Here is a 16,998-nt window from a genome sequence, read left to right as displayed (position 1 = left end):
AAAGAATTCACCGTTATGCGCGCCTCCCGTTTTTTTATTTCCACACTTAAAGATGCACCTTCCGACGCGGAAATCGTCAGCCACCAATTGATGATGCGTGCAGGCATGATCAAACGCCTCGGTTCCGGCATCTACACTTACATGCCGATGGGCTTGCGCGTGATTCGCAAGGTGGAAGCCATCATCCGTGACGAGATGAACAAAGCCGCCGGCATCGAATTGCTGATGCCGCTGGTACAGCCAGCCGAACTGTGGCAGGAGACGGGCCGCTGGACCAAGATGGGCGATGAACTGATGCGCGTGAAAGACCGCCACGGCCGCGAATACGCGATCCAGCCGACATCAGAAGAAGTCATCACCGACGTCGTGCGCACGGAAATCAAGTCCTACCGCCAGTTGCCGCTGAACTTTTATCATATCCAGACCAAATTCCGCGACGAGCGTCGTCCACGTTTTGGCCTGATGCGTGGCCGCGAATTCACCATGAAGGACGCCTATTCCTTCGACCGCGACCTGGCCGGCATGCAAGCGTCATACAAGGTCATGTTTGATGCCTACACGCGCATCTTCACCCGTTTCGGCCTGAAATTTCGCGCCGTGGCGGCCGACAATGGCGCCATCGGCGGTTCCGGTTCGCACGAATTCCACGTTATTGCCCACACGGGTGAAGACGCGCTCGTGTATTGCCCGACCTCCGATTTCGCCGCCAATATGGAAGCGGCTGAAGCGCTGGCGCCAGCGGGCGAGCGTCCTGCCGCTACCCAGGCACTGAGCAAAACGGCCACGCCCGATACCGTCAAGTGCGAAAGCGTAGCGGCCCTGCTGGGCATGGCTTTGTCGCAGACCGTGAAAACCATCGCCCTGACGGTGGAAACCACGGGCAAGGACGAGAAAGTGACGAAACAGCATTTCATGCTGCTGCTGCGCGGCGACCATGAATTGAACGAGATCAAGGTGAGCAAGGTTGCCGGCCTGGCCGGTCACCGTTTCTCGACGGAAGCGGAAATCCTGGAAGTCTACGGCACCATTCCTGGCTACCTGGGCCCGATCGGCACCAAAGCACCGGTCACCGTGGTGGCGGACCGCACGGTCGCCCACATGAGCGACTTCGTTTGCGGTGCGAATGACGCCGGTTTCCATTACACGGGTGCCAATTGGGGTCGCGATGTAGCCGAGCCAGCCATCGTGGCTGACTTGCGCAATGTCGTCGCCGGCGACGCCTCGCCGGACGGCCAGGGTGTGCTGGCGATTGAGCGCGGCATCGAAGTGGGTCACGTGTTCCAGCTGGGCACGGCGTACTCGGAAAGCATGAAAGCCACTTTCCTCGACGAGAATGGCAAGCCTGCGCCACTGCAGATGGGTTGCTACGGCATCGGCGTGACGCGCATCCTGGGCGCTGCCATCGAACAGAACTTCGATGACAAGGGCATCATTTGGCCGGCATCGATCGCCCCATTCGAGGTGGTGCTGTGCCCGATGGGCATGGACCGCAGCGAGATGGTCAAGGAAGAGACGGAGAAGCTGTACGCGGCCCTGCAAGGCGCTGGCGTGGACGTTATCGTCGATGATCGCGGCCTGCGTCCTGGCGCCATGTTTGCAGACTGGGAATTGATCGGCGTGCCACACCGCATCGTCATCGGCGAACGTGGCTTGAAAGAAGGCAAGCTTGAATACCAGGGCCGCCGCGACACCGAAGCATCGGGCGTGGCACCGGACGAGATCGTCGCCTTCATCCAGGGCAAAATGGCGCAGTGAAGCGTCCATCAGTAAGCAAGGTGGCTGGCGCGCTCGCGCTGGCCGCCGGCCTGGCCTGCGCTTTCCCGGCGCAGGCCGGCAAGCAGAAAGAGGAGGCGCTGGCCGACTCCGTCCGCCTGGCCTTGTCGCACGCGATTCGCGATGAGCGCCCGCCGCAACCCAAATTTGCCACACCCATCGAACTGCAGCGCTACCAGCAATGGCTGGCGCAAATGTCGCAACGCCTGCAACGCAAGCTGCCGGACGCGCAGCTGCGCACGGAATTTTTGGAAACGGTATGGTATGAAGCGCGCCGCGCTGGCCTGGAACCGGCCCTGGTGCTGGGCCTGATCCAGGTGGAATCGGCCTACCGCAAATATGCTGTCTCGCTGGCTGGCGCACGCGGCTACATGCAGGTCATGCCATTCTGGACGGGCGTCATCGGCGACAGTGACCGCAGCAAGCTATTCCACATGCAAACGAATTTGCGCTATGGCTGCGCGATCTTGCGCATGTACCTGGATATGGAACGCGGGGATTTGTACCTGGCGCTGGGGCGGTATAACGGCAGCCGGGGGCGGGCAGAGTATCCGAATGCCGTGCTGGCGGCGTGGAAACAGTGGGAGTTCAGATGAAGGCTGGGGTCAGACCCCCGGCAGCGTTGGCGCAAAGCTCTGTGTTATCGGTGTTGAGGGTCTGACCCCAGCAAACGGTGTTGAGAGTCTGACCCCAAAAAAATGCCCCGCTCGCTGAATCAGCTACGGGGCACTCGCTCGGGATAGGGCCGGCGGGTATCTGATTATTTCAAATGATCGGAAATCAGTTTCGTCATTTCAAACATGGAGACTTGGGCTTTGCCGCTGAAAACAGCTTTCAGCTTGTCGTCCGCATTGATCATGCGGCGGTTGGCCGGATCTTGCAGATCGAGTTTTTTGATGTAATCCCATACCTTTTTGGTCACTTCCGTGCGCGGCAGTGGTGCTGCGCCAACAACGGCGGCCAGCTCTTTCGATGGCGTCATTGCTTTCATGAATGCTGCGTTTGGCTTGCGTGGTGTTGCCGGTGCTGCCGCTTTCTTTGCCGCTGCTGGTTTAGCTGCTGCTTTGGCTGCGGGTGCTGCTTTTTTGGCGGCGGCAGGCTTGGCTGCTGCGGCCGCTTTGGCTGGCGCTGCTACTGGGGTTTTTTTGGCTGTTGCCATCTTCGAGCCTCCTTAACAAACACATGGGAAATTGCGCAATTAATCGCACGGCTAATATTGGTGTGGATTGACCTTGTACGCAAGTGTTTTTCACGTTTTTACGAGGAAAAAGCAGCTAAATGGCGATGCTGTCGCCCGGGCGCACCGCGCAGGAGCACAGAAGCGTGTTTTTGCCCGTAAACGGCATGCTTGCTGACTCTACAGCGAGGGCTATTGAGGGGGAGAGAAGAACGGATGCCGGTCGCAGGAGAATGCAAACCGGCATTATTTGAAACGGTGTTTTTTGAGTCTCAAGCGATGCTGGTGCGGCGTCGCGAAGGCCATCAACATCCGCGCGAACGCGGGTGTTGATGCCTTACCTCATGCCGGGCATCATGCCCTTCATGGAACGCATCATCTTCATCATGCCGCCGCCGGACAATTTCTTCATCATCGTCTGCATTTGCTCGAATTGCGTCAGCATGCGGTTCACTTCCTGCACTTGCACGCCGGCGCCGGCGGCGATGCGGCGCTTGCGCGTAGCCTTGATCAGTTCAGGCTTGGCGCGCTCCTGCGGCGTCATCGAATCGATGATGCCGCACATGCGGCGCACCTGTTTATCGGCTTGATCCATGTTCTTGCCGCCTGCCGCCTGCTGGAACTGCGCTGGCAGCTTATCCATCAGGTTGGCCATGCCGCCCATTTTCTTCATTTGCCCCAGTTGCGCCTTGAAGTCGTTCATGTCGAACTTGCCGCCGACCTTGATCTTTTGCGCCAGGTCGGCCGCAGCCTTGCTGTCGACGCCCTTGCGCGCTTCTTCCACCAGGGCGAGGATGTCGCCCATGCCCAGGATGCGGTTGGCCATGCGGGTCGGGTCAAATGCTTCCAGGCCGTCGAGTTTTTCCGAGACACCGGCAAACTTGATTGGCTTACCCGTAATGTGGCGTACCGACAGGGCGGCACCGCCGCGTGCATCGCCATCGAGCTTGGTCAGCACGATGCCGGTCAGCGGCAGTGCATCGTTGAACGCTTTCGCCGTATTGATCGCGTCCTGGCCCAGCATGGCGTCGACGACAAACAGGGTTTCGATCGGTTTCACGGCGCTGTGGACGGCAGCGATTTCGCGCATCATTTCTTCGTCGATACCCAGACGGCCTGCCGTATCGATGATCAGGACGTCGTGGTAATGCTTTTTCGCCCAGTCCAGCGCAGCGAGGGCGATATCGACCGGCTTGTCGGTGCTGGAAGAGGGGAAGAAGTCGGCGCCCACCTGGGCGGTGACCGATTGCAGCTGGGCGATCGCGGCAGGACGATACACGTCGGCCGAAACGGTCAGCACTTTCTTCTTCTTTTCTTCCTTCAGATATTTTGCCAGCTTGCCGACGGTGGTGGTTTTACCCACACCTTGCAGACCGGCCATCAGGATGATGGCGGGCGGTTGCTGCGCAAAGCTGATCTGCGACGCTTCCGGTCCCAGGTCGGCGCCCATCAGGGCGGCCAGCTCGCGCTGCACCACGCCGACCAGGGCCTGGCCTGGCGTGAGCGAGGAAATAACATCCTCGCCCATGGCTTTTTCTTTGACTTTGGCGATGAATTCGCGCACGGCGGGCAGGGCGACGTCGGCTTCGAGCAGCGCCAGGCGCACTTCGCGCAGCATGTCGGCGGTGTTCGCTTCGGTCAGGCGCGCCTCGCCGCGCATGGTCTTGACGACTTTGGCAAGCCGTTGGGTGAGATTATCTAGCATCATGAACCTGCAATGAAAAGCTTGGGAGTGGGCGGTGCTAAGAGCCTGACCCGGCAGGAGATGGATGCATCTGCTGGGGGAGGTTCTGAACCGGACGATGGGCGCCATTTTACTCCATCGCGGGGCCCTGGCGGTCCTGCGCTGCACTGCCTGGCGCCTGGTCTGCTTTTGAATTAGTTGGTATTTCTGTCAATGTCACGATTGCACGAAAGCCAAAGACGCGGTTAGAATAGTAATAATTCTCATTTGCATTTAAATGTATGCCGCGCTTGACCGGAAAGCGATGCCATGTCGGCCGCCGATACCGATGTGTCGCCGCACGCTGTCGCGCGACAGCGGTCCGTCCAATCTCGGCAAGGAGTTCAACAGCGGCGCCGCGCTGCGCCTGAACGTCAGCAATGCGCTCGACAAGCATGATGGCCAGAGCATTTGCTCGACTGTCTTCGGCAATCTGCTGGCACGCCGCGCAACCTGATGCTGAGCTTGAACTACCAACTGTCAATAATCACTGTTGAATGACCTATCTTGATGAAGGATGCATGGTTTATGGATGTGCAGTTCAATCTGGCCGGCGATGGCGGCAGCGGGCGTATGGCACCGGTCGCACCGCGATGATGAAAGCGGCCCACATATTGTTGTTCTCGCGCGTGCTTGCCGCCGTCTTTGGCGGCTATGCGCTCACGTCCGGCGTGGCTGTGCTGCTGTCGGCCGTGCTGCCGCTGTCGCGCGCCGAAGCTGTGCTGACAGCGACTCTGAGCGCCTTCGTCGTCTACACCTGCGCCGTGATCTGGGTCTTTGCCGTGCCGGACCTGCGCCGCGCCTGGCTCGGCATGCTGCTGCCGGCCATCGTCTGCGGCGGCATTGGCCTGCTGCTGTCGCGAGGTGCCGCTTGAACGCCGTCAAGGTCGATAAGGTGGTCAAAACGCCACAGCAGGGCGGTTTGCGCCAGGCCATGGCCTGGCTGCATACCTGGAGCGGCCTGTGGATTTCCTGGCTGTTGTTCGCCATTTTTCTGACCGGCACCCTGGCCGTCTTCGACGACCCGATCGGCCACTGGATGACGCCTGAACACGCATTGGAAGAGGCATCGCGCGCGCACGACCCAGCGCTGCCCAAGGTCACGGACCGCGCGCACCGCCTGGAACTGGCGCTCGATTTCATGGCGAAGCAGCACCCGAAGGCGGATATGTGGGAAATCTGGCCCGTGCAGCGCCCGGGCCACGGCCTGTCCGCCTACTGGTTCCAGCCCAGCGGCGGCTATGGCTCGGCCGACCTCGATCCCTTGACGGGCGCCATCGTCAAACAGGCGCGCGCGGCAACGCAGCGCGATACCATCGGCGGCCACCATTTCGTCGATTTCCACTACGCGCTGCACGCGGGACGCATCGGCGTGTGGATCGTCGGCATCACCAGCATGATCATGCTGGTGGCGCTGGTGAGCGGCGTCATCACGCACAAGCGCATCTTCAAGGATTTCTTCACCTTTCGCCCGGCCAAGGGCCAGCGTTCCTGGCTCGACGCACACAATGCGGTGGCGGTGCTGACGTTACCGTTCCAGTGCATGATCGCCTATACGGGCCTGGCATTTTTCAGCGATGACTATGTGCCGGCCCCCGTGGTGGTGCAATATGGCATGGACAATGCCAAGAAAGCCTTCCTGGCCGACTGGAACGATGCGGGAAAACCCGTCAAGACAGGGCAGCCGCTGGCCATTCCCGCGCTGGAATCGTTCGCGCTGCGCGCCGAGCAAGCCATCGGCCAGGATATCCGCGCCGTGGTGCTGGACAATCCAAATGACGCCTCCATGCGCGTATGCATGTATGGCTGGAATGAAGACGCTGAATTGCTGACGCGCCTGAGCGCCAATACGGGCCGTGCCTGCTATGCGCTGGCTACGGGCGAGCAAGTTGCCGTGCGCTTGCCGGGCGAGTCGGACACGGGCGGCGCGGGCTTGACGCGCTCCGTCATGTCTAACCTGCATATGGTCGGTTTCGGCGGTACGCCGATGCGCTGGCTGTATTTTGTCTGCGGCTTGGCCGGCACGGCCATGATGGGCACGGGTGCCATCCTGTTCCTGGTCAAGCGGCGCCAGAAGGCCGGCGCCGAGTTCGGCGCCTGCACGCAGCGCGTGTACCGCGTGATTGAATGCCTCAACGTGGCGGCGATTGCCGGCCTGGCCATTGCCTGTGTGGGCTTCCTGTGGGCCAACCGTTTGATCCCCATCGGCCTCGAACAGCGCGCCGGCTGGGAAGTGCGCGCCTTCTTCGGCGTGTGGCTCCTGATGTTGGTGCACGCCTGCCTGCGCGCCGAAAAGCGCGCCTGGATCGAGCAGTTGTGCTTGCTGGCCGTGCTATGCCTGCTGCTGCCGGTGCTGAATGTATTGAGCACGGGCGACAATCTGGCGGCGCAGGTGGCGCGCGGCGACTGGGAAAGCGCCGGCGTGGAACTGGCCAGCATGGCCTTCGGCCTGCTGGCCGCCTGGGGCGCGTGGAAAGTCCACAAGCGCAAGGCGGTCAGCAAGAGCGCAGCCAAGGAAAGCGCTGCGCCATCGTCCAGCCTGCAAGTGACTACGCAAGGGCAGTCATGAACAACACTATCCTGTGTGCACTGGGCCTGTCGTATGCGGGCATGGCCAGCCTTTCGCTGGCGATGGATCGCCATCACGGTCAGGTATGGGGCCGCGACGCGGCGCCCAAGGTGCGGCGCGTGCTGCAATTGACCGGCGCACTGTTGCTGGCACTGGCCATCTGGCCATGCGTGGCCGGCTGGAGCGCCACCGTCGGCCTGGTCGCCTGGCTCGGATGCATCGGTGCCGGGGCGCTGCTGGTGGCCCTGCTGCTGCCATATGCGCCCCGCTTGCTGTTACGTAGTTCCTTGCTGGCAGCAGTCGCCGCGCTGGCAGCTCTGGTGACGTTGCTACCGTGATGTTCAGCGCCACCGCATGCGCGACGATGGCCTGGGTCTTGCCTGGCGCCGGGTTGGCCAGCGTAAAAAATATTATCCTGTCTCTAACACACGGTACTATCTAGGCAGAATAAAAATGCAGTGTTACGCGCAGGTTTGTCCATGCGGGCACACACCAACCACCACAGGAGAATTCGATGCAAAAGAAATTGACCTTGAAGACCGGTATCGCCGCCGCCCTCATGCTGGCGTTCAGCGCAGTTGCTATCCAGGCCCAGGCGCAGGAAGTCGTGCGCCTGGGTAATTTGAAATTCGCCCATTACGGTGCCGTGTCGTATATCAAGGAAATCGCACCCAAGTGCGGCATCAAGGTCGAAGAGCATATCTTTGCCAAGGGACTCGATGTGATGCAGGCCATCATTGCGGGCGAGCTGGACGTGGGGGCGACGGCGTCCGAGGCGGCCATCTCCGGGCGCGCCAGCGGTGCGCCCATCTATGTGGTGGCCGGTTTTGCCAAGGGCGGCGCGCGCCTGGTCGGGGGCACGGGGCAAAAGATCGCCAGCGTGAAGGATCTGAAGGGTAAGCGCGTCGGCGTGACGCGCGGCGGCATTCAGGAAGTGCTGCTGTTGGCCGAGCTGTCGCAAGCGGGCCTGACGTATTCCGAAACCAAGGGCAAGGATGTGCAACTGGTGTTCCTCGCCTACGCTGATTTGAACCAGGCGCTGATGGGCAACAATATCGATGCCATGATGCAGTCGGAGCCGCAATCGTCGCAGGCGATCAACAAGGGCTTTGGCAGCGAAGTCATCAAACCGTACGACACGCCGATCGGCGAACCCGTGCGTACCATGGTGATGACGGAAAAGTTTTACAAGGAACGCCGTCCCGTGGCGGAAAAATTCATGCGCTGCTTCGTCGAAGCCACCAAGACCTTTATTGACAATAAGGCGACGGCGGAAAAGTATGTGCGCGAAGTCGTGTTCCGCGGTCAAATCACGAAAGATGATTTCGACGATGCGATCAGCAATTCGCCGTATTCGTATGATATTTCGCCCGAACATATCCAGGTGACCACCGATGTGATGGTAAAAACGGGCGTGGGCCGCATGACGAAGCCGCCCGTGGCCAAGGACTGGGTCAAGACGGACTTGCTGGAGCAAGCGAAAAAGAGCCTGAATGTCAAGTAAATCAGGAAACCATCCAAACACCGCCGTGCCAGCCATGTTGCGGCGGTGTTTTGATCGGCCAGCGCCCTTGGCGCGTGAAAGCCCATCGAGCTTTTTTGGGACTGCCTGAAGCTCAGCGTATCGATACGCGTCAGTGCATCGCCGTTCTTGTGCTGGTGCGTGATGATGCGCCGTCATTGTCTTGCACGATCTGCTTGTGCATAGAGGATAGGCTGATCATCATGGCAACGTTGCTGCACTGTGGAAAAGTGTATCAGAAGAAAGATTGCCGAAATCTTGAGGGGTGTTACCCCGTTGCGCCTCAGGCGCGATATCATGGCAGGCTTGCAGCATGGGCTGGCGGCGCAATGCCTGTCATCCGGGCTGTCGCTTGAATCGCGCTTGTCGGCTATGGTGTAAACTTAAACTATGCAGATCTATTTCTTTTTCATCGCCGCCCTGTTGTACGCGGCGTGCGCGGTGCTTCCCTCATCCCGTGCCCGGCTCATTACCGGTCTGACCGGGCTCGCCTGGCTGGCGCACGCCATCACCCTGTGGTTCGACCTGATGGCGCCGGGCACCTTGCGTTTCGGCTTTTCGGCCATGCTGTCGGCCGCTCTATGGGTTTCGGTGGGCACCTACTGGTTAGAGAACCGTAATTTCAGCCTGGACGGACTGCGCCGCATGGTCATGCCCAGCGCCGTCATCGCCCTCGGCCTGGCCTGGGTCTTTCCTGGCAGCCAGGTCAGCATGGAAGGCAAGTCCGCCGTCTTCGGTTGGCATATTGCCGTGGCGGTGCTGGCCTATAGCACCTTGACGATAGCGGCTTTTCACGCCGTGCTCATGGCGCTGCAGGAATCGCGCCTGCATACGCGCAGCGAAAGCCGTGGCTTCATCGGCAGCGCGCTGGATCAGCTGCCAGCGCTGCTGACGATGGAAAAGTTGCTGTTCCGCATGATCGGCCTGGGCTTCATCCTGCTCAGCCTGACCGTGCTGTCGGGCATCGTGTTTTCCGAACAATTATTTGGCAAGGCGCTCAACTGGGATCACAAGTCCGTGTTTACCATGCTGTCGTGGCTGCTGTTTGCCGCCCTGCTGGCAGGGCGCCGCTTTCGCGGCTGGCGCGGCAAGACGGCCTTGAGCTTCACTTTGGCCGGTTTCGCCACCTTGCTGCTGGCCTATGTCGGTAGCCGTTTTGTACTGGAAGTGGTTTTACACCGAGGATACGCATGACACGAGTTTTATTCTGGCTGGCGCTGGTGTTTCTGGTGCTGTTTGCTATCCGCAGCAAGCTGCGCGGCATGCAGCAGCGCGCCCGCGCGCAGCAACCGCAACCGCAATCGAATCCATTTACGCCGCCGGGTCGGCCACAGCAATTGCCGGATGCCGAGCTGATGCTGTGTTGCGCCCATTGCGGCGTGTACTATCCAGCGTCCGAAAATGTGCAGGCCAAGGGCCACGATTACTGCAGCCACGCGCACGCCACGCTGTAAGGGCAAGCGCGCTGCATTGCGCATGCGTATCGTGACGTCCTCCGGCAGCTGTCCGGCGTAGCATCTGCAGCAAGCGGTTCCCCATCGCCATTGCAGAAAGGTGCGCTCTTCCATGCCCAGCCCCAGCCCCAGTGCGCAGTCCGCGACCGCCGCCGGCAAGGTGGCCGCTGGCGCCTTGCCATCGGTGCCGCAACTATGTGGCAATTCGCTGCCCATGCAGGCGCTGCGCGCGCAGATCGGGCGTATCGCACGCTGCGGCGCGCCGGTGGCCATCCGAGGTGAATCGGGCACGGGCAAGGAACTGGCGGCACGCGCCATCCACGCGCAGGGTGCGCGCGCCAGCTTGCCGTTTATCGCCGTCAACTGTGGTGCCATTCCCGAAGCGCTGATGGAAGCTGAATTCTTCGGCTGCCGGCCGGGTGCCTATACGGGCGCGCTGCACGAGCGTGAAGGATTGTTCCAGGCTGCCAACGGCGGCAGTTTGCTGCTCGATGAAGTCGATGACTTGCCGCTGGCCATGCAAGTGAAGCTGTTGCGCGTGCTGCAGGAGCGCCGCGTGCGCAAGCTCGGCGGCAGTAGCGACGAAGCCATTGATGTGCGTATCCTGTGCGCCAGCCAGCACGGCCTGGGGCGCGGCGTGGCCGCCGGCACGTTCCGCCAGGATCTGTTTTACCGCCTGAATGTCATCGAACTGGCGCTGCCATCGCTGCGTGAGCGGCGCGGCGATCTGCAGGTATTATGTGAAGCCATCCTGGCGCGTCTGGCACCAGGCCAGGGTGTGAGCCTGACGCCGCCGGTACTGGCGGCCCTGGCCGCGTATGCGTTTCCCGGCAATGTGCGCGAACTGGAAAATATGCTGGAACGGGCGCTGGCCTTTGCCGATGGCGGCGTGATCGCGCTCGACGGGTTGGACTTGCCGTCCTCGGCTGGCATCACCGCGCCGCGGACGGCATTGCCGCCGGTAGTGTCTGAGCGGCAACTGTGCTTGCCCGGCATGGCGCTCTCCGGCGTTGTCCCGGTCTTGCCGCTTGACATGTATTTGCGCCAGGCCGAGCGCGACATGATCTTGCAGGCGCTGGTACAGGCGCGCTATCACCGCGAACAGGCGGCGCGCCAGCTGGGGCTGAGCGTGCGCCAACTGCGTTACCGGATGCAGAAATTGACGATACAGGAATTGCTAGCTTGATGACAGCATGGACGATAGATGAAAACGGCTGGTGCGACGGCGCACTGCGCTATGACTCGCCGCACCAGGATGCGCGCCCGGACGGCGTGCAAGTCGACTTGCTGGTGATCCATAACATCAGCTTGCCGGGCGGCCAGTTTGGCGGACCGCATGTGTCCGACTTGTTTACCGGCCGGCTAGATTATAATGCCCATCCTTCTTTCGCCGACCTGCGTGGCTTGCAGGTCTCGGCGCACTTTTTTGTGCGGCGTGATGGTGCGCTGTTGCAATATGTTTCCGCTGATCAACGTGCCTGGCATGCTGGCGCGTCCACATTCGAAGGACGCGCGCAGTGCAATGGCTATTCCATCGGTATCGAAATGGAAGGTGCGGACGATGTACCTTTCCAGCGGCGGCAATACCATGTCCTGGCAGCGCTGACGGCGGCGCTGGTGGCGCGCTACGGCTTGTCCCAGGTGCGTGGCCACGAGCATATTGCAGCGGGGAGGAAGACGGACCCGGGACCATTTTTCGACTGGCATTATTATCAAGAATGCTGGCTGGAAACTGCCCGCGGCGAGCCTGCGTTAGCGCTTACTACGCGGGGATTGGGCTTTCCATCCGTGCCCTGAAAAGTCAACCGAAATCGTGTTTGGAAATACAAAAAATTACGCCGACAGATGCCGGAAAACTATTGCATCGCCTGTCGATGGGTACTACAATTAGTGTATAAATTGGATTTAAAGACTATATCTAGTGCCATCACAGACGTTTCCGGAATTATTACCAAAGCTATCCTGCTTGTTGATACGGCAGCGGGAACTGGCGTTTCACCACCCTTGATCATGTTGAGCGCCAGCCGAGCTGTACAGGTTGGGCGCATGATTTCTGGCTGTGAATTATTTACTATTTAGCAACAATTATTTGAGGAAAGCCTGACCATCGGGCGTTCTACTCAACAACATACGCGGCAGCAAAACTGCAGGCTGACTTTAGCTGACAACGGGAGCTTTAATGCAATCACCACAAGATATTTCCATCCATCCAACGCCAGTATCGCCAGCGCCAGGCGCGGCCAATAGCGTGGCGAGTACGGGCGCGGCCTTGGGCGACTATCGCATCATCCGCCGCAACGGCGCGGTGGTGGCATTTGAGCCTTCGAAGATCGCCATCGCCATGACCAAGGCGTTTCTGGCCGTCAACGGTGGCCAGGGCGCCGCTTCGGCACGCATCCGCGAACTGGTGGAACAACTGACCGACAGCGTCGTCGCCGCGCTGGTGCGCCGCCATCCGGGTGGCGGCACCTTCCATATCGAAGACGTGCAAGACCAGGTAGAACTGTCGCTGATGCGTTCGGGCGAGCACGACGTGGCGCGTGCCTACGTGCTGTACCGTGCCAAGCACATGGAAGAGCGTCGTTTGCAGAAGGAGGCGCTGGGCGCTTCCGCGCAAGTTTCCGCACCGCAATTGAATGTCACCGACAATGGCGTGCGTCGCCTGCTGGACATGCAGGAAGTGCGCGACCTGATCAACGCCGCCTGCGTCGGCCTGGAAAAGCACGTCGATGCCGACGCCATTCTGGCTGAAACGGTGAAGAACTTGTATGACGGCGTGCCTGTCGAAGAGCTGCACAAGTCGGCCATCCTGGCAGCGCGCGCGCTGATGGAAAAAGACCCGGCCTACAGCCAGGTCACGGCCCGCATCTTGCTCCATACGGTGCGCAAGGAAGTGTTTGGCAAGGAAGTGCCGCAAGCGGCCGCTGCTGCCGAGTACCTGACGTACTTCCCGCAATATATCGCCAAGGGCATCGCCAACGATCTGCTGAACCCGGTACTCGCCAGCTTCGACCTGGAACGCCTGGCCAAGGCCATCGTTGCCGACCGCGACTTGCAATTCGGCTACATCGGCCTGCAAACGCTGTATGACCGCTACTTCCTGCACATCCATGACGTGCGCATCGAAATGCCGCAAGCGTTCTACATGCGCGTGGCGATGGGCCTGGCGCTGAACGAAGCGGACCGCGAAGCGCGCGCCATCGAGTTCTACAGCCTGCTGTCCTCGTTCGACTTCATGAGCTCGACCCCGACCCTGTTCAACTCGGGCACCCTGCGTTCGCAGCTGTCGTCGTGTTACCTGAGCACCGTCTCGGACGACTTGGAAGGCATCTATGACGCCATCAAGGACAATGCGCTGCTGGCCAAGTATGCCGGCGGCCTGGGTAACGACTGGACGCCAGTGCGCGCCCTGGGCGCCCATATCAAGGGCACCAACGGCAAGTCGCAAGGCGTGGTGCCGTTCCTGAAAGTAGTCAACGACACGGCCGTGGCAGTCAACCAGGGCGGCAAGCGCAAGGGCGCAGTCTGCGCCTACCTGGAAACCTGGCACATGGACATCGAGGAATTCCTCGACCTGCGCAAGAACACGGGCGACGACCGCCGCCGCACGCACGACATGAACACGTCGAACTGGATTCCCGACATGTTCATGAAGCGCGTCATGGAAAAAGGCGAGTGGACCCTGTTCTCGCCAAGCGAAACGCCAGACTTGCACGACCTGGTCGGCAAAGCCTTTGAAAAGGCTTACCTCGGCTACGAAGCCAAGGCAGCCGCCGGCGAAATCCGCTCGTTCAAGAAGATTCAGGCGCTGGACCTGTGGCGCAAGATGCTGTCGATGCTGTTTGAAACGGGCCACCCATGGATCACGTTCAAGGATCCTTGCAACATCCGCAGCCCGCAGTCGCACGTTGGCGTCGTCCACAGCTCGAATCTGTGCACCGAAATCACGCTTAACACGGGTCCGGATGAAATCGCCGTTTGCAACCTCGGTTCCGTCAACATGCCGGCGCACATGAAGGAAGGCAAGCTCGATCACGTCAAGCTGGCCAAGACCATCCGCACCGCCATGCGCATGCTCGACAACGTCATCGACATCAATTACTACGCCGTCGAGAAGGCGCGCAATTCGAACATGCGCCATCGTCCGGTCGGCATGGGTGTCATGGGCTTCCAGGACTGCCTGCACATGATGCGCATCCCGTTTGCCTCCGACGCAGCCGTCAGCTTCGCCGACACCTCGATGGAGACAGTCTGCTACTACGCCTACCTGGCGTCGACAGAACTGGCCGAAGAACGCGGCCGCTATGAATCGTATGCCGGTTCGCTGTGGGACCGCGGCATCTTGCCGCAAGACTCGGTGAAACTGCTGGCCGAAGAGCGCGGCGGCTACCTGGAAGTCGATTCCTCGTCGGCCATGGACTGGACGCCGGTGCGTGAACGCATCGCCAAGTTCGGCATGCGCAACTCGAACTGCGTGGCGATCGCCCCGACGGCGACAATTTCGAACATCATTGGCGTGTCGGCCTGCATCGAGCCGACGTTCCAGAACCTGTATGTAAAATCGAACCTGTCGGGTGAATTCACCGAGATCAACGGCTACCTGGTGCGCGACCTGAAGGCGCGCGACCTGTGGGATGAAGTCATGATCTCCGACCTGAAGTACTTCGACGGTTCGCTGGTGAAGATCGACCGCATCCCGCAAGACCTGCGTGACATCTACGCCACCGCCTTTGAAGTGTCGCCAAGCTGGCTGGTGGAAGCGGCTTCGCGTCGCCAGAAGTGGATCGACCAGGCCCAGTCGCTGAACATTTACATGGCTGGCGCATCGGGCAAGAAACTCGATGAAACCTACAAGCTGGCATGGTTGCGTGGCCTGAAAACCACTTACTACCTGCGCACCATCGCCGCGACCCACATGGAGAAATCGACCTCCAAGACTGGTGCCCTGAATGCCGTGGCAGTCGATGGCGGCATGTCGGCCAGCGCACAGAGCGCCCAGGCTGCGGTCGTGGCGGCTGCCGCTGCCGCTGCCGCCGTGGCGGCGCCCGTGGCGGCAGCGGACGACGCCGATGGCGAAGCCTGCTACCTGCGCCCCGGTGATGACGGCTTTGAGGAATGCGAAGCTTGCCAGTAAAAACCTGCTGCGCTAGTCGACCCGATATTGTGCTCGCTAGCGACGGTTTTTAAAAAATGTAAAGTTGTCAGCCCAGCGCTGCTGGGCTGATTCAATGTTGTTAATGTCCGTATTGTCCGATTCAACGGACCTGTTGCGGAGCGCCGGCTCGCCGGCATCGAAAGGAATCATATTATGTCGTTGTCCTGGGATGATGAAACCACGCCGGTAGCTGTGCCGCGTCCGGCGCAGCAAGCGCCATTGGGAAATACCGAATTGAACCTGTCGGCCAGTGCCGAACCGTCCGAAGCGAACGCCGAGCAAGTGGCGCTTCGCGTGAATGCCGATGACAAGCGCATCATCAACGGCAAGACCGATGTCAACCAGTTGGTGCCGTTCAAGTATAAATGGGCATGGGACAAATATCTGGCCGGCTGCGCTAACCACTGGATGCCGCAGGAAGTGAACATGCAGCGCGATATCGAGCTGTGGAAAAACCCGAACGGCCTGACGGACGATGAGCGCCGCCTGGTCAAGCGCAACCTGGGCTTCTTCGTCACCGCCGACTCGCTGGCCGCCAACAACATCGTGCTGGGCACCTACCGCCACATCACGGCGCCGGAATGCCGCCAGTACCTGCTGCGCCAGGCGTTCGAGGAAGCGATCCATACGCACGCCTACCAGTACATCGTCGAATCGCTGGGCCTCGATGAAAGCGAGATCTTCAACGCCTACAACGAAGTCAAGTCGATTCGCGACAAGGATGAATTCCTGATCCCGTTTATCAATACGCTGACCGACCCTGCGTTTGTCACCGGCACGGTGGAAAACGACCAGAAGCTGTTGAAATCGCTGATCGTGTTTGCCTGCCTGATGGAAGGCCTGTTCTTCTACGTCGGCTTCACGCAAATCCTGGCGCTGGGTCGCCAAAACAAGATGATGGGTGCTGCCGAGCAGTACCAGTACATCTTGCGCGACGAATCGATGCATTGCAACTTCGGTATCGACTTGATCAACACGATCAAGATGGAAAACCCCTTGCTGTGGACGGCCGCCTTCCGCGAAGAGATCAAAGCGCTGTTCATGCAGGCTGTGGAACTGGAATACGCTTACGCGGAAGACACCATGCCGCGCGGTGTGCTGGGTCTGAATGCACCGATGTTCAAGGGCTATTTGCGCTTCATCGCCAACCGCCGCGCGCAACAGATCGGCCTTGAGCAGTTGTTCGCGCAGGAAGAAAATCCATTCCCGTGGATGAGCGAAATGATCGACATGAAGAAGGAACGCAATTTCTTCGAAACACGCGTGACCGAGTACCAGACCGGTGGCGCGCTGAACTGGGAATAAGCGTCTTTCCGTCTATGCTCAAAGCGCCGTCTTCGTGACGGCGCTTTTTTTTGTGCGCCCGGCAGGGCGCACTCTTGCGGGTTGCCGATTCGGACCGGCAGGCGGCGAAAAATGCGTCCGCTGTGGCAGCTAAAAGCCCCTCCAACGGGATGCAAAAATGCGTGCTTGCCTCAGCGATGCGAAGAGGCTCGCGCCTGGTTTTCGGATGCCGCCAATGAGCGTAATATCGGCCCCGAAAATCGTTTCCGCAGACGCTGGCGGCGGCATTTGCCGCGCGATTGTGCGATAGCACGCGTATCGTGCAAAAAAGCGGGCGAAAA

At 60.2% G+C, this 16,998-nt stretch carries 15 protein-coding genes; 13 read left to right on the top strand and 2 right to left on the bottom strand.

Translation table 11 applies throughout. The features are described 5' to 3' along the window. Nucleotides 1-15: 15 nt before the first annotated feature. Both ACQ4V8_RS06395 and ACQ4V8_RS06390 read left to right on the top strand, forming a co-directional pair. A complete protein-coding gene (locus ACQ4V8_RS06395) occupies nt 16-1,755 on the top strand; it encodes a proline--tRNA ligase (RefSeq protein WP_010401371.1) in 1,740 nt (579 codons plus the stop codon). Then, complete coding sequence (locus ACQ4V8_RS06390) at nt 1,752-2,369, top strand: lytic transglycosylase domain-containing protein (protein ID WP_010401370.1); 618 nt, start codon at nt 1,752-1,754, stop codon at nt 2,367-2,369. The genes ACQ4V8_RS06395 and ACQ4V8_RS06390 overlap by 4 nt, the downstream gene beginning before the upstream one ends. Before the next feature lie 164 nt (nt 2,370-2,533). Here the strand turns inward: ACQ4V8_RS06390 and ACQ4V8_RS06385 are convergent, their stop codons facing one another. Continuing rightward, a complete protein-coding gene (locus tag ACQ4V8_RS06385) occupies nt 2,534-2,932 on the bottom strand; it encodes an SWIB/MDM2 domain-containing protein (RefSeq protein ID WP_010401369.1) in 399 nt (132 codons plus the stop codon). A 355-nt stretch (nt 2,933-3,287) separates the two neighbouring features. Then, a complete protein-coding gene (gene ffh, locus ACQ4V8_RS06380) occupies nt 3,288-4,655 on the bottom strand; it encodes a signal recognition particle protein (protein ID WP_010401368.1) in 1,368 nt (455 codons plus the stop codon). Nucleotides 4,656-4,962: 307 nt separating this feature from the next. Between ffh and ACQ4V8_RS06375 the strand changes: the two genes are divergently transcribed. The 11 genes from ACQ4V8_RS06375 to ACQ4V8_RS06325 all read left to right on the top strand — a co-directional run bounded on the left by ACQ4V8_RS06375 (nt 4,963) and on the right by ACQ4V8_RS06325 (nt 16,678). Beyond that, on the top strand, nt 4,963-5,130 hold the full coding sequence (locus ACQ4V8_RS06375; RefSeq protein WP_157998769.1) for a hypothetical protein: 168 nt from the start codon (nt 4,963-4,965) through the stop codon (nt 5,128-5,130). 136 nt (nt 5,131-5,266) lie between these two features. After that, nucleotides 5,267-5,548 (top strand): hypothetical protein, encoded by a 282-nt coding sequence (locus tag ACQ4V8_RS06370; protein ID WP_010401367.1) that lies wholly within the window; start codon nt 5,267-5,269, stop codon nt 5,546-5,548. Nucleotides 5,549-5,607: 59 nt separating this feature from the next. Then, the gene (locus tag ACQ4V8_RS06365; protein WP_436571162.1) at nt 5,608-7,242 is read left to right on the top strand and encodes a PepSY-associated TM helix domain-containing protein; all 1,635 of its coding nucleotides are present in this window, start codon (nt 5,608-5,610) and stop codon (nt 7,240-7,242) included. After that, a complete protein-coding gene (locus ACQ4V8_RS06360; protein ID WP_436571097.1) occupies nt 7,239-7,580 on the top strand; it encodes a DUF3325 domain-containing protein in 342 nt (113 codons plus the stop codon). The genes ACQ4V8_RS06365 and ACQ4V8_RS06360 overlap by 4 nt, the downstream gene beginning before the upstream one ends. A 176-nt stretch (nt 7,581-7,756) precedes the next feature. Beyond that, complete coding sequence (locus ACQ4V8_RS06355; RefSeq protein WP_436571096.1) at nt 7,757-8,746, top strand: ABC transporter substrate-binding protein; 990 nt, start codon at nt 7,757-7,759, stop codon at nt 8,744-8,746. 408 nt (nt 8,747-9,154) lie between these two features. Further along, nucleotides 9,155-9,958, top strand: a complete 804-nt coding sequence (locus ACQ4V8_RS06350) for a cytochrome C assembly family protein (protein WP_010401354.1) — start codon at nt 9,155-9,157, stop codon at nt 9,956-9,958. Further along, entirely contained in the window at nt 9,955-10,218 is a 264-nt protein-coding gene (locus ACQ4V8_RS06345; protein WP_010401352.1) for a PP0621 family protein, read from the top strand. Before ACQ4V8_RS06350 ends, ACQ4V8_RS06345 begins: the two co-directional genes overlap by 4 nt. A gap of 112 nt (nt 10,219-10,330) precedes the next feature. Further along, nucleotides 10,331-11,404: a sigma-54 interaction domain-containing protein gene (locus ACQ4V8_RS06340; protein ID WP_436571095.1), complete on the top strand. Its 1,074-nt coding sequence runs from the start codon at nt 10,331-10,333 to the stop codon at nt 11,402-11,404. Next, nucleotides 11,404-12,015: a 1,6-anhydro-N-acetylmuramyl-L-alanine amidase AmpD gene (gene ampD, locus ACQ4V8_RS06335; protein WP_010401347.1), complete on the top strand. Its 612-nt coding sequence runs from the start codon at nt 11,404-11,406 to the stop codon at nt 12,013-12,015. Before ACQ4V8_RS06340 ends, ampD begins: the two co-directional genes overlap by 1 nt. Nucleotides 12,016-12,397: 382 nt before the next feature. Next, nucleotides 12,398-15,352, top strand: a complete 2,955-nt coding sequence (locus ACQ4V8_RS06330) for a ribonucleoside-diphosphate reductase subunit alpha (RefSeq protein ID WP_196854998.1) — start codon at nt 12,398-12,400, stop codon at nt 15,350-15,352. A gap of 174 nt (nt 15,353-15,526) precedes the next feature. Continuing rightward, the gene (locus tag ACQ4V8_RS06325; protein WP_436571094.1) at nt 15,527-16,678 is read left to right on the top strand and encodes a ribonucleotide-diphosphate reductase subunit beta; all 1,152 of its coding nucleotides are present in this window, start codon (nt 15,527-15,529) and stop codon (nt 16,676-16,678) included. Nucleotides 16,679-16,998: the final 320 nt, after the last annotated feature.

Source organism: Janthinobacterium paucivorans, assembly GCF_051380805.1.
GTDB classification, from domain to species: domain Bacteria; phylum Pseudomonadota; class Gammaproteobacteria; order Burkholderiales; family Burkholderiaceae_D; genus Janthinobacterium; species Janthinobacterium lividum_D.
Note: the sequence above shows the minus strand (reverse complement) of the source record. Positions and strands in the feature narration are given on the sequence as shown.